The sequence below is a fragment of the Rhodanobacter sp. ANJX3 genome (assembly GCF_014200755.1).
Taxonomy (GTDB): Bacteria; Pseudomonadota; Gammaproteobacteria; order Xanthomonadales; family Rhodanobacteraceae; genus Rhodanobacter.
Genome location: NZ_JACHCM010000001.1, coordinates 188,976 through 206,939, shown reverse-complemented (window position 1 = coordinate 206,939; position 17,964 = coordinate 188,976). Strand labels below are relative to the sequence as shown.

19 protein-coding genes and 2 pseudogenes are annotated in these 17,964 nt (G+C 58.4%); 12 read left to right on the top strand and 9 right to left on the bottom strand.

Annotated elements, in window-relative coordinates; genetic code table 11:
• Positions 1 to 123 precede the first annotated feature (123 nt).
• The 3 genes and pseudogenes from HDE76_RS00845 to HDE76_RS00835 all read left to right on the top strand — a co-directional run bounded on the left by HDE76_RS00845 (position 124) and on the right by HDE76_RS00835 (position 2,403).
• On the top strand, positions 124 to 522 hold the full coding sequence (locus HDE76_RS00845; protein WP_221262224.1) for a helix-turn-helix domain-containing protein: 399 nt from the start codon (positions 124 to 126) through the stop codon (positions 520 to 522).
• A gap of 112 nt (positions 523 to 634) precedes the next feature.
• Positions 635 to 830, top strand: a pseudogene (locus HDE76_RS00840) (integrase core domain-containing protein); the annotation flags it as partial.
• A 415-nt stretch (positions 831 to 1,245) separates the two neighbouring features.
• Positions 1,246 to 2,403: an NAD(P)/FAD-dependent oxidoreductase gene (locus HDE76_RS00835; RefSeq protein WP_184504824.1), complete on the top strand. Its 1,158-nt coding sequence runs from the start codon at positions 1,246 to 1,248 to the stop codon at positions 2,401 to 2,403.
• 204 nt (positions 2,404 to 2,607) lie between these two features.
• Here the strand turns inward: HDE76_RS00835 and HDE76_RS00830 are convergent, their stop codons facing one another.
• The 3 genes and pseudogenes from HDE76_RS00830 to HDE76_RS00820 form a co-directional block, all read right to left on the bottom strand.
• A complete protein-coding gene (locus HDE76_RS00830; protein WP_184504822.1) occupies positions 2,608 to 3,108 on the bottom strand; it encodes an ATP-binding protein in 501 nt (166 codons plus the stop codon).
• A 241-nt stretch (positions 3,109 to 3,349) separates the two neighbouring features.
• Positions 3,350 to 4,063: a hypothetical protein gene (locus HDE76_RS00825; protein ID WP_184504820.1), complete on the bottom strand. Its 714-nt coding sequence runs from the start codon at positions 4,061 to 4,063 to the stop codon at positions 3,350 to 3,352.
• Between the two features lie 678 nt (positions 4,064 to 4,741).
• Positions 4,742 to 4,807, bottom strand: a pseudogene (locus HDE76_RS00820) (integrase core domain-containing protein); the annotation flags it as partial.
• A gap of 226 nt (positions 4,808 to 5,033) precedes the next feature.
• Between HDE76_RS00820 and HDE76_RS00815 the strand changes: the two are divergent.
• Together HDE76_RS00815 and HDE76_RS20635 are read left to right on the top strand one after the other, a co-directional pair.
• Positions 5,034 to 6,278, top strand: coding sequence for a hypothetical protein (locus HDE76_RS00815; protein ID WP_184504818.1), 1,245 nt, complete (start codon positions 5,034 to 5,036; stop codon positions 6,276 to 6,278).
• Positions 6,279 to 6,290: 12 nt separating this feature from the next.
• The gene (locus HDE76_RS20635) at positions 6,291 to 7,493 is read left to right on the top strand and encodes a hypothetical protein (RefSeq protein ID WP_255481365.1); all 1,203 of its coding nucleotides are present in this window, start codon (positions 6,291 to 6,293) and stop codon (positions 7,491 to 7,493) included.
• Positions 7,494 to 7,847: 354 nt separating this feature from the next.
• Here the strand turns inward: HDE76_RS20635 and HDE76_RS00805 are convergent, their stop codons facing one another.
• Positions 7,848 to 8,429, bottom strand: coding sequence for a murein L,D-transpeptidase catalytic domain family protein (locus HDE76_RS00805; protein WP_343205647.1), 582 nt, complete (start codon positions 8,427 to 8,429; stop codon positions 7,848 to 7,850).
• A gap of 378 nt (positions 8,430 to 8,807) precedes the next feature.
• Between HDE76_RS00805 and HDE76_RS00800 the strand changes: the two genes are divergently transcribed.
• The 4 genes from HDE76_RS00800 (at position 8,808) to HDE76_RS00785 (ending at position 11,553) form a co-directional block, all read left to right on the top strand.
• The gene (locus HDE76_RS00800; RefSeq protein ID WP_184504816.1) at positions 8,808 to 10,229 is read left to right on the top strand and encodes a serine hydrolase domain-containing protein; all 1,422 of its coding nucleotides are present in this window, start codon (positions 8,808 to 8,810) and stop codon (positions 10,227 to 10,229) included.
• Between the two features lie 70 nt (positions 10,230 to 10,299).
• A complete protein-coding gene (locus HDE76_RS00795; protein ID WP_179482943.1) occupies positions 10,300 to 10,668 on the top strand; it encodes a DUF6249 domain-containing protein in 369 nt (122 codons plus the stop codon).
• Entirely contained in the window at positions 10,661 to 11,230 is a 570-nt protein-coding gene (locus HDE76_RS00790; protein WP_179482941.1) for an RNA polymerase sigma factor, read from the top strand. The genes HDE76_RS00795 and HDE76_RS00790 overlap by 8 nt, the downstream gene beginning before the upstream one ends.
• Positions 11,227 to 11,553 carry a DUF5056 domain-containing protein gene (locus tag HDE76_RS00785; protein WP_184504814.1) on the top strand — a complete coding sequence of 109 codons (327 nt, stop codon included), beginning with the start codon at positions 11,227 to 11,229 and terminating at the stop codon, positions 11,551 to 11,553. The genes HDE76_RS00790 and HDE76_RS00785 overlap by 4 nt, the downstream gene beginning before the upstream one ends.
• A gap of 321 nt (positions 11,554 to 11,874) precedes the next feature.
• Here HDE76_RS00785 and HDE76_RS00780 read toward each other — a convergent pair whose 3' ends face one another.
• Positions 11,875 to 12,048, bottom strand: coding sequence for a hypothetical protein (locus HDE76_RS00780; protein WP_184504812.1), 174 nt, complete (start codon positions 12,046 to 12,048; stop codon positions 11,875 to 11,877).
• 523 nt (positions 12,049 to 12,571) lie between these two features.
• On the opposite strand from HDE76_RS00780, the gene HDE76_RS00775 reads away from it, so the two are divergent.
• The gene (locus tag HDE76_RS00775; RefSeq protein ID WP_184504810.1) at positions 12,572 to 12,997 is read left to right on the top strand and encodes a response regulator; all 426 of its coding nucleotides are present in this window, start codon (positions 12,572 to 12,574) and stop codon (positions 12,995 to 12,997) included.
• 136 nt (positions 12,998 to 13,133) lie between these two features.
• Here HDE76_RS00775 and HDE76_RS00770 read toward each other — a convergent pair whose 3' ends face one another.
• A complete protein-coding gene (locus HDE76_RS00770; RefSeq protein ID WP_218862615.1) occupies positions 13,134 to 13,499 on the bottom strand; it encodes an isochorismatase family protein in 366 nt (121 codons plus the stop codon).
• Between the two features lie 222 nt (positions 13,500 to 13,721).
• On the bottom strand, positions 13,722 to 14,432 hold the full coding sequence (locus HDE76_RS00765; RefSeq protein ID WP_184504808.1) for a pirin family protein: 711 nt from the start codon (positions 14,430 to 14,432) through the stop codon (positions 13,722 to 13,724).
• A 255-nt stretch (positions 14,433 to 14,687) separates the two neighbouring features.
• On the opposite strand from HDE76_RS00765, the gene mug reads away from it, so the two are divergent.
• Both mug and HDE76_RS00755 read left to right on the top strand, forming a co-directional pair.
• The gene (gene mug, locus HDE76_RS00760) at positions 14,688 to 15,206 is read left to right on the top strand and encodes a G/U mismatch-specific DNA glycosylase (protein ID WP_179482934.1); all 519 of its coding nucleotides are present in this window, start codon (positions 14,688 to 14,690) and stop codon (positions 15,204 to 15,206) included.
• Between the two features lie 115 nt (positions 15,207 to 15,321).
• Positions 15,322 to 15,951 (top strand): DNA-3-methyladenine glycosylase, encoded by a 630-nt coding sequence (locus tag HDE76_RS00755; protein WP_343205626.1) that lies wholly within the window; start codon positions 15,322 to 15,324, stop codon positions 15,949 to 15,951.
• 19 nt (positions 15,952 to 15,970) lie between these two features.
• On the opposite strand, the gene HDE76_RS00750 is transcribed toward HDE76_RS00755, so the two are convergent.
• Positions 15,971 to 16,507 (bottom strand): hypothetical protein, encoded by a 537-nt coding sequence (locus HDE76_RS00750; protein WP_218862613.1) that lies wholly within the window; start codon positions 16,505 to 16,507, stop codon positions 15,971 to 15,973.
• On the bottom strand, positions 16,504 to 17,667 hold the full coding sequence (locus tag HDE76_RS00745) for a glycosyltransferase (RefSeq protein ID WP_184504805.1): 1,164 nt from the start codon (positions 17,665 to 17,667) through the stop codon (positions 16,504 to 16,506). The genes HDE76_RS00750 and HDE76_RS00745 overlap by 4 nt, the downstream gene beginning before the upstream one ends.
• Positions 17,668 to 17,964: the final 297 nt, after the last annotated feature.

Below are 17,964 nucleotides of genomic sequence, written 5' to 3'. Positions count from 1 at the left end.
GCCATGTTGGACCTATCACTTGCAAATTACAAGTTACTTGCTAAATACAAGTAATGCTAATATGCAGCCATGAAGACGACATCGAAAGAAGACGTTCGGTCCCACTGCGCCGTGAACTACGGCGTGGAGATCTTCGGCGACCGATGGTCGCTCTTGATCATTCGCGACATCGTTTTTGCGGGCAAAAAGACGTATGGCGAGTTTCTGAAATCGGAAGAAGGCATCGCGACCAATGTGCTTGCCTCGCGCCTCGCCTTTCTTGAGGCGCAGGGAATTCTCTCGAAGGCGCCTAGCCCCGACGACAGGCGCAAGGACTTCTACACGCTGACCGAGAAGGGCCTGGACCTCATCCCTATCGTGCTTACCATCGTTCTTTGGAGCGCGAAATACGATTCGAAGTCGTACGTGCGGCACAGCAAGGGGCTGGTGGATCGACTAAGTCGAAGCCCCAGCGAGGTCAACGAAGAGTTGAAGGCGCTGGTGCGCCATGGCGGATGTATCTTTCCCGAGATGAAGGAATGAAGCAGACGGCAAAAACGAGGTCATCAACCTCTCGACCAGAATGGTCTTGACCGGGGCGCGCCGGCGGCGTGCAATTGCGTCTCATCGAACCGGGCAAGCCGAATCAGAACGCTCATTCAACGGTCGCCTGCGCGACGAATGCCTGAATACGCACGGTTTCTTTCGCTGGAAGACGCCTGAAAAAGATCGAATCGTGGAGAGTCGACTACGATCATTTTCGTCCGCACTCGTCGCTAGCTGACCGCACGCCAGCGTTGTTCGCAGAGACGGTCCGGATGAACTCTGCAGTGCCGAATTCACTCTTTTAGGTCGCTACAGCTACGGGGATAAGGTCACCTGCACCCGGCGACGCGCTAGCGTATCAGGCAAACCCAATCGCCATCACGGTCTGGCAGCCTACCCTCCACTGCAAATGGTTGTACGACGATGACCGTTCGCGATCGAGTCGATGACCGGCCGTTTTCTCGGCTTGCGCATTGTGTCGGTCGGATCATAGAACTTCTTGGGACAGGTCGTAGGCCGGAACGGCCTATGCGATACTTGATTCTCAACGATCGCGAAAAACGACTGTCTGCCGCAGCTCCGAGTTACGCCATCAGACAGCCGCATACACGTCACCGACGCATCTGAGCTAGGTCGACCAGCGCTTCCCCCGACGTATGTCGGACCTTGCTGCGTACTATCGCGCGTCGACGCGCGGGTCTGCAGTCATCGGAGCGCGTCATGAGCACTTACCCGGATCACTTCCCTGCATCGAAACATCCACGCATTGCCATCGTAGGCGCCGGCCTTGGCGGCCTGACGCTCGCACGCGTTCTGCACATCGACGGGATTCCTTCGACGATTTATGAAGCCGAAGCCTCGCCCGATGAGCGGGCGCAGGGCGGCTTGCTCGATATCCACGAATACAACGGCCAGCTTGGACTGAAAGCCGCGGGACTCCACGACGCGTTTCTCGCGCTCACGCTTCCGAGCGAGGATGCCAAGCGTGTCGTGGACAGACACGGTCATGTCCTGCTCGACAAACCCAGCTCGGGCGGCACGGCCAAACCTGAGGTGGACCGAGGCGCGCTACGTCGTCTGCTGATCGACGCCCTTCCTCCCGAGACTATTGTGTGGGGACGCAAGCTCGTCAAGGCAAATCGCCATGACAACGGACAGCATCATCTGGTCTTTGCCAATGGCTCGACGGCCACGGCGGATCTGCTGGTCGGGGCCGACGGCGCCTGGTCGAGAGTTCGCCCGCTTCTTTCTGCCGCCACGCCGGCGTACGTCGGCACCACCTTCGTCGAGACCCATCTCTTTGACGGCGACAACCGATACAAAGCCAGCGCGGATGCCATCGGCAGCGGTACGTTGATGGCCGTTGAACCGGGCAAAGGCATTCTGGCGCACCACTACGCCAACGGTAACCTGCATACCTACGTCGCTTTAACCAAGTCGCCATCGTGGTTCGGCGCCATCGACTTCAGTCAGCCGACGACGGCCCTGCGTCACCTCGCAAACGAATTCGAAGGGTGGGCACCCAAGCTACGGGCATTGATTACGGATAGCGATACGGTGCCCGTCGTCAGGCCTATCCATGCCCTGCCGATCGATCACCGTTGGAATCGCGTCAGCGGCGTCACGCTTGTGGGCGATGCCGCCCATCTGATGTCGCCATTTGCTGGCGAAGGGGCCAACCTTGCCATCTATGACGGCGCCGAATTGGGCCGCGCGCTGCGCAACCACCCTGGCGATATCGAGGCTGCATTGGCAACGTATGAAGCGGCGCTTTTTCCTCGCAGCGCCTCCTTTGCCGACCAAACGGCGCAGAATCACCGGCGCTTCTTCGGCGACCACGCTCCTCAGAGCGTGGTCGAGCTGTTCTCTGCGCACTAGTCGCCTACCACGGCACACCGGCGAGCGCCCAGCAGCGGTGGTCCGCTCGACGTTGAGCATGAACGTCCGGACGGCCAAGCCATGCTCGGTGGAAGACTGCAATGGGCCGACCTCGGCCCGTTGCGGCGTGTCGGCTCGTCACCTGCAACGCAAGGCGACGGTCGGCCGGTAATGGACGTTCAAAAGCGTCGAGAACCTTACTGGCTACTGTGCGTAGCGAACGATGTGGAAGCCTTCGTCGCTAGAGGGCGGCACGAAATGTCGGGTGATCTCGTTAAACTCGGTATCCGTGGGCGCAAAAGGATGAGAGCCCGTGGCATTGCGAGTTCGTAGGCGCATTTTGCACACCTCGTCGGAAACATCGAGGTAGTGCAATTCGTGGGCGACGCCAGCGCTTTCGATGATGTCTTTCATCCAACGACGGTTACCGAGCGTATTGGCGGGAAAATCGAGCACCACCGACACGCCGGTCCGCAGCAGTGACTCAATATGCGGCGCGAGTGCTTGGCGCAACTGACCCGAGCGATGAACGTAGTCGGCGAGCGTATGGATGTCGTTCGCATAGAGCTGCGACAGCCAAACATCTTCGCTGAGCAGCACCGTGTTTGGACGCGCGGCCAGTTGCTGGGTCAGCGTCGACTTTCCTGCGGCAATCTTGCCGCATACCAGGTGAAGAACCGGAGGCTGGAAACTATCGGGACTCATAAAAACTCCTTTTGGCTTTGAAAGCCCAGGAGCCGGATACAAACAACCCGCCTCCAGGGCGGGTTGTTTTAGCTGCGCAGCACGCGCGCTAACCCACCTTATTTTGTGGGCTGCGAATAATCAGCGAGGTATGGGTATGCGCGCACTTCATGGCCAGGACCATAAGCGACGAAATCATCCACGTCAATTCCGAAAGCGACATCGGCTGCATTTATGTCCGCAGCTGAAAGCGGATTCCGAACTACACCGATGACAGACGCCCATACGCGCAGAGCCCTTCCTGACGTGACACGTGTGCTGTCACCTTCCTTGGCAACGTTTGCATCTGACCCGTGCTTGCGCTCGTTATCCCGTGAGCCCGAGAAGGTTTTTGCACCACCTCGTAAACGCCTTGCTCTTCGCTCACGCCGGTGTGCGAATGGCGCGGCGGGTTGAGACACTGCGATTCCACCAGGCGGATGATGTCACGCACGGCGCGCGCGTCGTTGAAGATGGCGTGCCCCAGTAGCGACAGCGTGTGGTCGGCTAGCTCAGCGCTTTGGCTAGCGGTGACGACATCGCCGTGGGCCACAATCATGTCGATCAGCTGGTTGAGTGTGTCGACCTGGTCGAGGGTGATGCCGAAGCGGTAGCGCTCGCCCGTATCGTAGGGCATCGCCTCGGCGGCTTCGGGTTTCGCATAGGCGCCCTGCTCGGCCTCGCGTTCGGGTCGGTAGGCTGGAAACGAGAGGTTGTTCAGTACCAGGCCCAACTGCTCGGCCAGAAATTCCAGGCAGATCGCGACCTGCTCCGCGTTGATCTCGGGGATCCCTTCGTGCTCTGCATCCGGCGTGCGCGGTTGCGCTATGTGCGAGAGAAACTCGGCGTAGTCGCACAGTTTATGCAGCCGGCGCTGGCTGTTCTCCGGTAGAAAATAACCCCTCGTTTCCCGATCATCCGCATTGAACGTCGACATGGCCGCCTCCTCGTTCCGTAGAAGTGCCCGCTCTCGGCATGACGCCGGACGGGAAGTCGGGAGGTTAGAAACCGTAGACAGACGGCGGGCGTATTCCCCTTGCGGGTGTTGTATTAGCCGCCCTCCCGACGCAGGCATCGCGTCGGTTGCACCTACAAAAAACGTAGGTACAAAAAAACCACCGGTTTGTCGGAGGTGGGTACCGCTGTCTAAGGAGTTTCTACGCTCCGTGAGATCGAGTCTGCTATCGCCGCTCGACGGTGTCAAGAGAGCTCGGGAATACGCAGCGCTCGCACGACACTTTGCATTTTTAAGGCAGGTTCGACGCTCTATGCCGTGGACAACCATGTTGAATCCGGAGACATGGCTTGAACGAAAAGCGGGGCGTAAAGATCTTCATCGTGCTACTAGCTGGCGTGGAGACCAAGCACTTTGGAAGGCCATAAATGCGGCAGCATGTCCGCGTGCTGAAAAATCGGAATCCCCCTTTTCGCTTGCTTGTATCTAAAACCAGCGCGATACCTTGCGCCCGATAACAGCGGCGAATAGCCCTGGCCTAAGGTCCGAAATCGGCCAACAACAGCCTGCCGGCCTCTGTAAATAGAGGCCGCAAAGCGGCCAGCCAAAAGGATGACTGAGTACCCTGCAGCGCTGAATCGCGATGAGAGTTGCCTGGATGAAGCGTTCGATATAGGCGTTCTGGTTGGGCTTTCCCGGCTGGATGTGTAGCAACTCGACGCCGTGATGCAACGCCCATTGCCGCAGCGCGGCGCGGATGAATTCTAGACCTTTGACCAGATGCCAGCGAAAGGTCGTGCCGCGCAGCCCCACCAGTTCGTCTAGCGCCCGAATGGCTCAACTACGTTAACCAGCGTGAGGTATCGTGTCGAAGAGACAGTCAAAGGAATACACGCTCGATCCTTTAGCGCTTTATAGAAGTTTGGAATGAAGAAAAATTAGGAGGGGCGCCGTGTTCAACTTTGTCGACAAAAGCAAGGGCTATCTGTTTTCGACCCACGATCTCAACCAGATCATCGAACATCAGCTCGCCACGATGCGCCAAGAGGTGGAGGCGCTGGAGGCAGACCGTTTGCTCAACACCGCGCCAGACGACCTAGCCCAATATCTTGTCGAAAAGTATTCGATCGAGCCAATCACGTTGCTTCGGGAGGAGTGGACCTCCGAAGAGCAGGAAACCAACATTGATGTGCGTCACGACCCCTTCCGCCACATCAATGACCGAAGCCGTCCCGTTCTCATTCCTGGTCAACGCATTGAAGTCGCGGTCCCTTTTGAGGGAGACGCTGAGCTGTTTTACGCCCGAGGCAGTCAGTTCACATCGAAGCCGCCCAGAGCGACCGTGAGAAATTCGGAGCTGGTGCTCATATTTGAGTTTCCCAGCAACAGTGAACCGAACATCCGCTCTGATGCCGAACGACAACTGGGTGAAATCGAACAACATCTGGGATGGCTACGACCCCAAATTGATGCCCACAATCAGGAGCTTCCCTGGCAGGCTGCGGGCGCAATTCAGACGCGACGAACTCGATTGCTGGCTAATCAGGGACGCCTTGCTTCACTTGGCATACCAGTGAAACCACGGGCAAACGCACTCCAGACTTATGTTGTTCCTGAGGTCCGAAGGAAGGCTACACCGAAACTCCCACCCGCGGCATCAACACCCTTCGAACCCGAGCCTACGTGGGCTATGGAACACTATGAGCATGCGCTCTCTGTCATGCAAAACATGGCGACGCTCATGGAGCGCTCGCCTAGTGCCTTTGCCAAACAGAACGAGGAACACCTGCGAGACCAGTTTCTTTTCCAGCTCAATGGACACTTTGAGGGAAGAGCAACCGGCGAGACCTTCAACCTTTACGGGAAAACGGACATCCTGCTAAGAGAGGGAAATCGAAATGTCTTCATCGCTGAATGCAAGTTCTGGAAAGGCCCTAAGAAGTTCAGCGAGACTATCGACCAACTTCTCGGCTACACCGCGTGGCGCGACACCAAGACCGCCATTCTCATGTTTAACCGAGGCACAGACACCACGACGGTATTGAAGGGCATTGTTGAGACTGCCATTGCTCATCCCAACTACAAGCGGACCTTACCTTGGTCCCACGACAGCGGGTTTCGTTACGTCTTCCACCATACCGGCGACAAGAACCGGGAATTCATCCTGTCCATCCTTGTATTCCACGTTCCTGAGTGAGGCCGTTTGAGCATGAGCGAAGAACTCGAAAATAAGAGCCAAGGTCATGAAGATCCGATCTTAGCTGGCCGTATCGCCAACAGCGGGGAACCTATCCGATTTGCGAATGCGCAACGTCTTGACGGCTTCTCAGCACACTCTGCCTTGCCAGGACAGAACGTGCAGGTGTGGTGTCGTCTGGCCACCACCTCAGCTGACCCGATGTTCCATAGGATGGTCGAAAGTTTCAGTGTTGCGATTGGACATGACGCTGCTCAGAACCAGATAGGAATTCCTCCCTTGGATGGAGCCAAAGTAGTCCTGTATGTCATGAAAGCAGACGGGACCGCCGAACTTTGGATCGACAACATGGCTATCAGCATGACCTGCGTGTTCAAGCGCGATGTAGCCGCTATGACGTTCGTCTTTGAACACGATCTGGCGGATGTTCTCGACATGCGGTTTCCTTGTATTGAAATCCGAGAGGCTGATCGCGTGCTGTGCCTGTTCCGGGAAGGATGGCGTTACGCGCTTGCCTTTGACTTCAACCCGGAAGGTAAGCTCGATCTGCCTGCCTTCTATCGAACCTTAGGTTCGCTTCATCGAGAGCTCCGCTATCGGCACATTTATGATGCGATGGAGGATGAGGTGTTGTTCAACCGTCTGGCCGCAGCCGGATGGTTCCCATTTGCTGAAATCCTGACCTCAAATTTCAAAGAACTGCTCGAACACTGCCGAGCGGAATTCCCGCTGGTGGATCCGGAACAAAAGACGTTGGCCGCATTCAACAAAGAGCGACTTGAAAACCTCTTCAGGCGCTGGATGGCCAGACCTCACTTTGCTGCGAAAGAGGCCCTGTTTAGGTCGGCCATCGACGCCTTTAACCGCGGAGATGCCGTCGCGACTATCAAGATTGTCTTGACCGAGATTGAAGGCGTCATGGCCGAGGCATATCGGACGGTCCATGGTCAGTCAGCCAAAACTAAGGAGCTGTTGCGGTTTGTGATTGCTGCAGCCGAACAAAGAGCAGGACAGCCGAACAGCCTTATGCTGCCAGCGGCGTTTGCGCGCTACCTCGATACCTACACCTTTGCGAATTTCGACCCCGTTGCGCAAAGCGGAACAGCTGGATCTAGGCATGCGGTCGGACACGGCGCTGCGGCAGCCAATACATACACGATGACGAGGGCGCTTCAGGCGATCCTCACGCTGGATCAAATCGCATTCTTTACCTAAGCTGTTGGACTTGCACAGGATCGACGATGAACGCGCTGACATTTTCGTTATTGGCCAACCACCTGCATGATCAATAAATTGGGGCTGGCCCTTGGGTGTCAACACTCAAGGCAAGGTCAGTCGAGAAAGAACAGCACTGGTCAACTTTGAACGAGCTGCAACACTCACGGCTACTATTTTGCTGCTACCCCCAGAAAATTTGACGCCCCAGAGCGGCCGTTCGCGAGCGACTTAAATGAGTCGGAAGCTGCCGCCCACCCTACCCCCTATATCCCTCTCTAATCACCCACGTTGCGCCGGCTCGGCACTTGCTAAGCAGTGGTGCCATTCAGAGGTAGGGACCATTTATACGAGCTAATTTGCCCGCGCCAGCGCCGCGGTCGATTCGCCGCAATTGAGATACGTCGACGCGCCGAGCCAGCGCTGGTCGGGGTAGTACGAGAACACCAACTGGCCGTCTTTCAGCGCATCGATCAGCTGGTGCGCCACGGCGGTGCGAACGGCGGGGCAGCCCCAGCTGCGGCCGATGCGACCGTGCTGTTTCGCCATGTCGGCGCTGACGTATGCCGCGCCGTGGATCACGATGGCGCGTTCCATGGCGTGGTCGTTGAAACCGGGCTCCAGACCCTGCATGCGCAGCGAGTAGCCGTTGTGGCCGCTGTACGGACTCATGGTGCGATACAGGCCGATGCTCGAGGAAAGGCTTTCGTCGGCGTTGGAGAACCGCGTGGCCAAGTTGTCGCCGCTATTGCGACCGTGGGCGACCAGCTCCCTGAAAAGCAGCGTGCGGCTATCCAGATCGAACACCCACAGCCGCTGCTCGGTGGAAGGGCGCGAGTAGTCGATCACGGCGAGCCGGCTGGCGGGCGACATACCGCGCCGGTGCAACGCGACGCCGGCAGCGATGCGTCGACCGGGTGGCCTTGGGCCATAGATAAGTTCATGGCCGATGAGCACTTCGGAAAAATCGCTATTGGCGAGCTCGCAGGACAGCGGCAAAAAGGCCTTCGACAAAGCGCAAAGCGAGCCACGCGTGTTGAAGTGATTCGAAGTGCAGTGCGCCCCATCGCCGATACCCTGCCGTGAAGACTGCGTCCGCGTATGGCACTTCCCTATCCTTGCGGGGAAGCTATTCCGCTGAATCCAATCGGTAAGGTGGCTGCATCTAAGGGATTGATACCGCCATATCGGCCGGTGACCCAGAGAGCCGCCTCCATGATCGACCGTATTGCCATCGTCAGGTCCAAAGCTCGCGCGTTTCGGCTCGCCCCCTTGTGGGCGTCTCTTTCGCTGTTTTGCGCCGCGACGCCTTGTATGGCCACCACCACCGCAAACGCGCAGCTGCCCGATACGCCGGCGGGTCACCTCGCCGGTGAGCTGATCCGCCATGCCAATAACGATGACCCTGTACGGATCACGCAATGGGTGCCAAGCATTCTGTCGGCATCCATCGCCTCCGACGACAAGGCGGCGTTTATCGCGGACCTGGCTTCGGCGGCACGCGACAGCGGCGGACTGGACGTATTCGACGTGCGTACCGACCCGCATCAGCCGGGGTTGCTCGAAGTCGCCGTCAAGGGGCGACGCAACGCACAGTCCGCTCTGTTCTGGCTGGTCGCCGATCCGGCGCATCCAGACCAGCTCACGAATGCGCACTTGGTCCCGATGGACAATCCGTTTTATGCCGGCTGGCCCAAGGGCCCGGTGCCGCATGCGGAGCTGGGACAACTGATACGCGCCGTACTGGACAAACTGGTACGTGTGTCCGATTTCTCCGGCTGCGTGGCGGTTTCCGATGGCGGCGAAACCGTGTTCGACGAATGCCGAGGCCTCGCCGAACGTAGCTTCAACGTACCGGTGGACCATCAAACGAAGTTCCACATCGGCTCGATCGGCAAGATGTTCACCGCGGTCGCCATCGCGCAACTGGTCGAGGCCGGCAAACTCTCGTGGAACGACACGCTGGCGAAATGGGTTCAGGAATATCCCGACCAGGCGACGGCGAAGAAGATCACGGTATGGGAGCTCCTGCATCACACCGCAGGCCTGGGCGATTTCATGGTGCCGGATTATTTCGAGCACGCCGCGCGCTTCGTGAATCCGGTGGACTATCTGGGGCTGATCGCCCGCCAGCCCAAGTTGAGCGAGCCAGGCAAGGGGCTGAACTACAGCAACGCCGGCTACATTTTGCTCGGGCGCATCGTCGAGAACGTATCGGGCGAAAACTACTTCGACTATATCCAGCATCATGTCTTCGAACCGGCGCAGATGGCGTCCAGCGGCTTCGACAGCAAGGACGAGATCGTGCCCGGGCTTGCGGTCGGCTACTACCACGACGATGGGTTGTTCTCCCGCACGTGGAAGGCAAACTGGGCGCAGAGCGGCTACAAGGGCAGTCCCGCCGGCGGCGGTTATTCCACCAATGCCGATCTGCTGCGTTTCGCCAATGCTCTGCACGGAGGCAAGCTGTTGAAGTCCACAACGCTGGCGAAGATGTTCGACGACACGGTGCCGGCCGGTCCCGGTGCTGTGGGAGCCGGCATCGACGAACGGCTATCGCACGGTCGCCACATTCGCGGCCACCAGGGCGGCATCGAGGGCACCACGGCCGACCTGGAGATGGTTTGGGAAACAGGCGCCGCCGTGGCGCTGACCAGTAACGAAGGGCCGTCGCAATATTGGCTGCTGGCCGAGCAGATTGCCGACTTGCTTGCCGCCGAAGGCGCGAAAAACTGAGTTCCGCTACCGCCTAGTTCATCATCTGTCACCTGAGCCTTTCGGCTCGATAACCCTCTGGAGCAAGACCATGGATTACTTTTTGATTCCCCTCGTCGTGATGTCGGCCCCTGTGCTCATCATCCTGATCGTGCTGCGCTACGGCTACAAGCGGACACAGGCGCGTTACAACACTCTGCTTCAGCTGGCCGACAAAGGTGTAAACCTGACGCCGGAACTGTTGCTGGAACCGCGGGCGGTGTATAGCGAACGGCGTAGGGCGTTGGTGCTGATCGGTGGCGGCCTGGGATTGATAGCCATGTTTTTAGCGTTGCCCGGCCAGCTCGATAACGGCCTGGGCATCGATCGTCTCTGGGGTATCGGCCTGTTGCCGTTGATGACGGGTTTGGGTTACCTCGCCAGCTGGTGGTTGAACCGGCGGGGAGATGTGCGTGGCTGACAGCGCCGCCGAGGCGCGCATCGATCAGGCCCTGGCAGTACGCGTACGACTCGACGGCGACACCCGGGCGTTCGAGCAATTGGTGCGCCGGCACCAGGGCATGGTGCGCGCGCAATTGCGTCGGCTGCTCCACGGCGACGATGCCGCAGCCGACGACCTGGCCCAGGAAACTTTTGTGCTGGCGTGGCGCAAGCTGGATCAGTTCCGCGGCGAAGCGCGATTCTCCACCTGGCTGTATCGCATTGCCTACACTTGTTTTCTGCAGGCGCGCCGCACCCCTTCGCGAATCGATGCCCTCGACGACCAGGCCGCGGATCAACTTCGGGCGCCGGGGCATCGGATCGACCTGCAGCTCGACCTCGAACGCGCCATGCGTCAGCTGTCCGCCGCCGAGCAGGTGGTGCTGCTGCATTGTGCGCAATTGGGACTCAGCCACGACGAGGCCTCCTACGTACTGATGATGCCGCTCGGGACGGTGAAGACCCATGCGACACGCGGCAAGGCAAAATTGAGAACATGGCTCGCGGACTGGCGTCATGCCGGCAAAGAGGAAACATCATGAACGAATCGCACGACGACACTCTCGAAGCACTGCTGCGCCGGCAATTCGACGGGCCGGTGGCCGACAACGGTTTTAGCGAACGGGTGATGCAGCATTTGCCGTCGCGCCGCCCTCGTCGTACTGCATGGCCGCTATGGCTGGGCGTGATGCTAGGAGCCGTGACGTGCGGCCTTTGCCTGGCGAATGTGCCGCTGCTGCATATCGGCTGGCGGGACTGGTTGGCTGGAGATCTATCGACGTCTGCCATCGGCATGCTGCTGGCGATGGTTGCCATATCGTCGCTGGCTTTGGGATGGAGCTTGGCGGAGAGCGAAGATCGCTGAAAGAGCCCCTGCTCAGAACGTGGTGAAGCACGGTTAGTCGGGTTTATCGCCAGGGGGCGCTCGCGACCGGCAGAAAGGCATCGGCAGCAGGCTACCCACCTACCCTGCACCATCGACTTGCCAAAGGACTGAGGGGAACCTGGGGCATACATCCTTCGATGTACTGGTCTCCATCTCTATGCGCGGTTTTATCCGCCTTGCTCGGTGTGCTTCAGAAACCAGATGACGTGAAAGACCTGATCGAAACGATCGGCGCGTCAATGAGCAAACGATGCCGGATATGAAGCGGCAGCGATTCGTCGGGAGCGAGCCTTAATGCGCTTACCAGTCATCATCGATGATCTTAAAGCCAAACTTGTTGAGTATGTGGCCGATCTGATCGGAGACCCACTGGCGCTCTTCGGGAGGCGCACTCCGATGAATCTTTTCCGCACGACCTAAAAAATCTTTCAGAAATCGCTCGGTGGTGACATATGTTCCGGCGACGACGCGCATCTGCAACTCAAACGATTCAAGCTGTCGCCGGAGATTTTGCCGAGAAATTGCCATAACCAGCACCCATAGTCTCTGGTTATCACCATAAGCCCGCGTCCTAAACATTGAATGAACAAATTCAGGTAGGCGGCGAGGACGACGAACCTTTCAATTCACCGGCTTGAGTTCCGGTGTGAACCGCCACCGCTGGCGCTACGTTCGACGCAGAGATAAATCCTTTCGTTCTGGATGGCGACCCTATTTTTTAGCAACTTTGCGAGCGAAGGCCAACGCATGGTTTCTCGATGAAAATTGCTTTTCACCATCCTGGGAATAGGCACCTTCCAGCTGTCATCGCGATCTGGATTGAAGGGAGTATAGAAAATCTCCATCGCTTACATTCCCCTGCCGACTGTTCAGCAAGCCGAGGGGATGAATGGTTCGTGCGATCAAAATAGTGCGATAGTGTGTGAAAACAGAGACACTTGCGATAGGGCTAGTGTCGTCGTCCGGTCTACCATAAGGCGCTGGAGCGCTTGCTGACATGGCGAATTTAGCGATTCTCATTGTCGAAGACCAGCCAGACGTGCGCGACTCGATTGAGCGGATGGTGGAGCAATGGCCGCACGTCGACGTTCACTCGGCTGAAGGTTTCCTATCTGCTGCGATATCGATAAACGCTATGCAGCGCTTGGATTTGCTCCTTAGCGACCTCTACTTCCCCGATGAAATGAATGGGATAGACATAGCCGATTTAGCCGTAAGAACTCATGCGGAAGTTGCCATCGTTTTGTTCTCTGCTGATCGCCAGGCCGATATCGAGGGTATGCGCGAAGATTACGAGTTCATGCAAAAGCCTTTCAACCAGGAACAACTGACAGTTCACGTTGACAATGCATTTTCGAAACTGCGTACTTCCGCAGAGTGGCTGCTTGGGCTATCGGCTCGGGACGACTTCTCTCTGCATTGATCAGCACAAAGCTCTTGTCGGCTCCCGGTAATCTTGATCCAGGCACAACTGCTTGATCCAGGCACAACTGGAGGAAACCAGCTCCAAGGACGACGCTCCCGGTTTTGTGTAGCACCTAAGTTGGGATTCCAATTCATCAACTGACGGAGGTCGGACGTAGCGATTTACCGACGAACAAATCATCGGCATCCTGCCCAATGCGCTGGAATTCGAGCAGAAGTTGAAGCCAGGAGGTTACCGTGGCGCCGGCCGACTGCATCCGCTGAAGGCTCATCGAAGTCAAACCGCCGCAGGCATCGCCCACCACATGGACGCGGTAGCCGTCCGCGAGCGCCGACAGAACGGGAAACGACACACATGCCTCGGTCAGCAGTCCGCAGACTATCAATGCGCGTTTGCCGGTGGCCTCGATGGCGGCACGAGACGCGTCGTCCTCCCAGACATTCATGTTTCGTCGTTCGATGGCCGTCGTCCCCGGCAAGACCTCCTGCAGGTGCGGCATAAGCGGTCCGCTATAGACCTTCGATGCCGATGTCGAGACTACGACAGGAACATCGAACGCCTTGCCGTTCGGGCGACGGCAACAGCATTGCTTCGAAAGATCTGCCGATCGTGGGAACCGGTCGCGAACGCCAGTCCCGCCTGCAAATCGACCAGCAGAAGAACGCAGTCGTCGGGCATCAGTAATGACATGTCTATCGCCGAGTTGCTCTTTGGGGGTCGACTAGACGCGCGGAAAAGGGGTGAGATCGAAGACCAGGACCTCGGCATCGATGCCCTCGGCAACCTCCACCCGCTGCTTATCGGTCAGCTTGACGGCATCACCGGCCGCAAGCTGAGTGCCGTTGATGCCGATGCTGCCGCGCACGACATGCACATACGCAAGTCGCCCTGCATCCAGGTCGAGCGTGGCCCGCTCCTGCCCGTCGAAAAGACCGGCATAGAGGCGAACATCCTGATGCACGGTGACCGAGCCCCGTTCACCCGTGGGGCTGGCGACCAGACGCAGCACACCGCGCTTTTCGCTGTCGGGATACATTTTCTGTTCGTACGATGGCGTCAGGCCACTGCGGGAAGGAATGATCCATATCTGCAAAAAATGCGTCGTTGCGGCGGCGTGGTTGTATTCCGAATGGGCGGCCCCCGTCCCCGCCGTCATACGCTGGACCTCACCCGGCACGATGACGGCTTCGTTGTTCATGGAATCTTTGTGCGCCAACGCGCCTTCCAGCACATAGCTGACGATTTCCATATCGCGATGGGTATGAGTGCCAAAGCCGGAGCCGGCCTGGATCCGGTCTTCGTTGATCACGCGCAGCGGTCCGAAATGGACGTGGGCATCATCGCGATAGTCCGCGAATGAGAAGCTGTGATACGAATCGAGCCAGCCATGGTTGGCATGGCCGCGGTCATTGGCTTTACGCACTGAAAGCATGAAGTCCTCGCGGTATAAAGAGCTGTCGATGTAAACGCTCTGGCTTCCAGGTTAGTACGCCGCCGAAGTCCGCAACTCCCCTGGGCGTGCGCAAACGCATCCCCCATATTGGGTAGAAGCTTTCAGGGCGATTGCGTTCAGAAAAGATCGGCCTCGCGCCTCCAAGCTGTTGGACTTCAACCATGCCATCTGTATTTGCGAGACACTGGCCTTGCGGATCAAGTTCGGCTCTGCCCTAGGTCTTCGAGGTGTGCCATGACTGACGAGCTCCCGGATATCATCGCCGAAGGACTCGACGTGCTGTTCTGCGGAATCAACCCAGGGATGATGGCGGCCGCGACTGGTCGGCATTTCGCCGGAAGAAACAATCGCTTCTGGCGAGTCATCCATCTCGCGGGCTTTACCCCGCAGGAGATTTTGCCTGAGCAGGGCCACGAGCTACTGGAATACGGTTGCGGTGTGACGTCTGTGGTTAAGCGAGCGACGGCGCGTGCGGATCAGCTCTCGCCAAAGGAATTTACCGCTGCCGCTGCCCAATTCGAACGGAAGGTCGCACACTATGCTCCACGATTTATCGCCTTTCTGGGCAAGGCTGCCTACGGCGGACTTTCCGGTCGACGAGACATCGCCTGGGGACGGCAACCGAACCGCATGGAGGGTGCGGCGATTTGGCTGCTGCCCAATCCTAGCGGTAGGAATCTTGCGTTCGGTCTCGACCGTCTGGTTGAAGCGTATCGTGAACTTTATCGAGCGTCGGTCGACCATCCCACCTAGCGACTTCGCAAAACCACTCGCCGTATAGTGCTGAGCGAGTGTGCCGTTCTGCCCCGGCACACCGGCGCTTTCCAGCGAGATGCGATAGGCATGTTCAAAACCGATGGAGGTTCGAGTGGTTCAAAAAGAATCGGCTTCGGCCGTCTGGCCAGGCGCGCCCCTGTCGCGCGCTTTCTTTGATCCAGACGCTTCCACGGTCGCACCGCAACTGCTCAATAAAATCCTGGCGTCGGCGGATGGCCGGTCGGGCCGCATTGTAGAGGTGGAGGCCTACGTCGGCGCTATCGACCCAGCCGCACATACCTACCGGGGAAAGACGCCAAGAAACGCGGTCATGTTTGGGCGGTCGGGGCATATGTATGTCTACTTTACCTACGGCATGCACTGGTGCTGCAATTGCGTGTGTGGTCCCGAAGGCGACGGTAGCGGCGTGCTCATCCGCGCGCTGGAACCTCTGCACGGTCTCGCGCAAATGCGCGCAGCACGCCCGCGAATAGCGCGCGATCGTGATTTGTGCCGTGGCCCGGCTCGGCTGACTCAGGCCATGGGCATCAGCGGAGCACAAAACGGGATCGATCTGGTGGGCGCCCGTGATGGCTTTACCATTGTCGGCGACGGCATGGCTCCGCCTGAGGATCTGGTCGGCGGACCTCGCATCGGCATCAGCCTAGGCAAGGATTTTCCATGGCGGTGGAGTGTGCTAGGCAGCCGTTATGTATCGGGTACAGCTGCTCGACGAAACTGACCGCCGTCATCCAGAATCATTATTTGGAGCGGTGCGTGGCGCGCAGTGAAAGCGAAAAAAGTATGGCGGCAATGCCGAGGAATACCCAGTAGTCGCTGGGCGCTGGCCCCCACCAGTGAACATGCCAGGGAATGAACTGCGGCCGGAAGTGGGCGAGCCCGTAAGCGGGATTCAGGATGAACCAGAGAAAGTCCTCGCTGAGCCAGAACAACATGATGCAGGCGAGCACCCGGGCTTCGTGACGCCAGCTCCAGGTTCCAGAGAAAACGAGGGGGAAATGGAAAAACAGAGCCATGCAGGGAAACAGCCAGGCATGGTATCCCGTCATCGCCCGGCCGCCCCAGAAAACGTCTAGCCACCAGCGATGTTCGATCCGCCACGTCGGCAGGCTGGCGGCCCAACCCGCCGCGCCCTCCACCTGGATTTCGACATGGGCGAAAAAGAACGCCAATAGTTCGGTCCATCCCAGGGTGAGAAGCAGCAGCAGCGGACGATTGAAATCGAACCGGTCTTCTCTGCATCGTGGTCCCGCTTCGCGCCCATCCAACCCGATCATCGACACTCGACACCGTTGCAGGATTCGATCGGAGCCAGCTGTGCCAGAACGATGTGCAGCACATCCCGTGCGGCGCCGGGACGGCCGATGTCTCTCGCACGATCGCGCATGCGCTCCAGACGTGCGGTATCGGCAAGCAGTTCGTGCAACCGATATTCCAGCGACACCATATCGATGGCCTTGAACGCGGCACCTTGCTCTAGGAGGTAGTCGGCGTTGCGCTCCTCCTGACCGGCAATGGGCGCATAAACAATCATGGGAACGCCGACCGCAAGCGATTCGGATATCGTCAGTCCACCAGGCTTGGTGATCAACAGATCGGCGCAGGCCATCAGAGGCGCCACATCATGGGTGAATCCGAAAGGAAATAAACGCCCCGGATATTTCATCGCGAGAGTCTGGAGACGAGCCAGTGCCTGCTCGTTGCGACCGGCCAGCACGATCAGTTGAAAATCGTGCTTCAGCTGCATGAGCATGCCCGCCACTTCATCGAGCTTGCCCACGCCTGCCCCACCGCCCATCAGCATGATCGTCTTTCGCGCAGGGTCGAGTGCAAACCGCCGGCAGCATTCCTCGCGATCATGCGAGTCGCCGAACGCGGGCATTACCGGAATACCGGTGACATGAATCCGCTGCGACTCGATCTGATTGGCCCGCATCCGAAAAGCGATTTCCTCGCTCGCTGCGAAAAAGCCCGTCATGCCTGGAATCACCCACATGGCGTGCAGGTCGAAATCGGTCACTTGAACCCATACGGGAATATTCAGCCGACCGTGCCGAAGCTCGTGCGTCAACACTTCGGCCGGCAGGAAATGGGTACAGACGATGGCATCGGGCGCAAACTCGTTGACTGCCTTGCGCAGATCGCCGGTTCCAAGCCGTTCGACCGCACGTCGGAACTTATGCACCGGGCCGTCGGGATCCGCCTCCGCGCTACGTTGGTAGAGCATGCCCCATAAGGTCGGATAACTGTTGACGAGAAGGATGTAAAAGTCCGTATACAGTTTGCGCATGGCCGACGGGACGTACTTCATGACGTCCAGATGTTGCGTGACGACACCGGGCAGGCCCTTCTCCGCCGTCAGTCGCAGGGCCTCTGCTGCGCGCATGTGACCGGCACCGGCTGACACACTGAGGAACAGGATTTTTGGCGGCGCCATTGTTCAACCATCATATGAACCAGCGAATACCCGGTCGCGGGGTGTTATGCGTATCTGACCCGTACGATTTCGTAGTGCTCGACGCCATGAGAGCCGGTGAATTCACCATTGAGGCCCCGGACGCTGCCGATCAAGACGCATGTCGTTCGATGATACGGCAATCAGATGACACTTCGTGTCCGTCTCGCGCCACCTGCCGATATCCCCGAACCCGAGCCAATCTCGCCAGAGGCCGCTCCCGATCATGTCGTTTTGAATTCGAAGCGTTCGGCGTTGTCTTAAACTACGGTTCCCGCT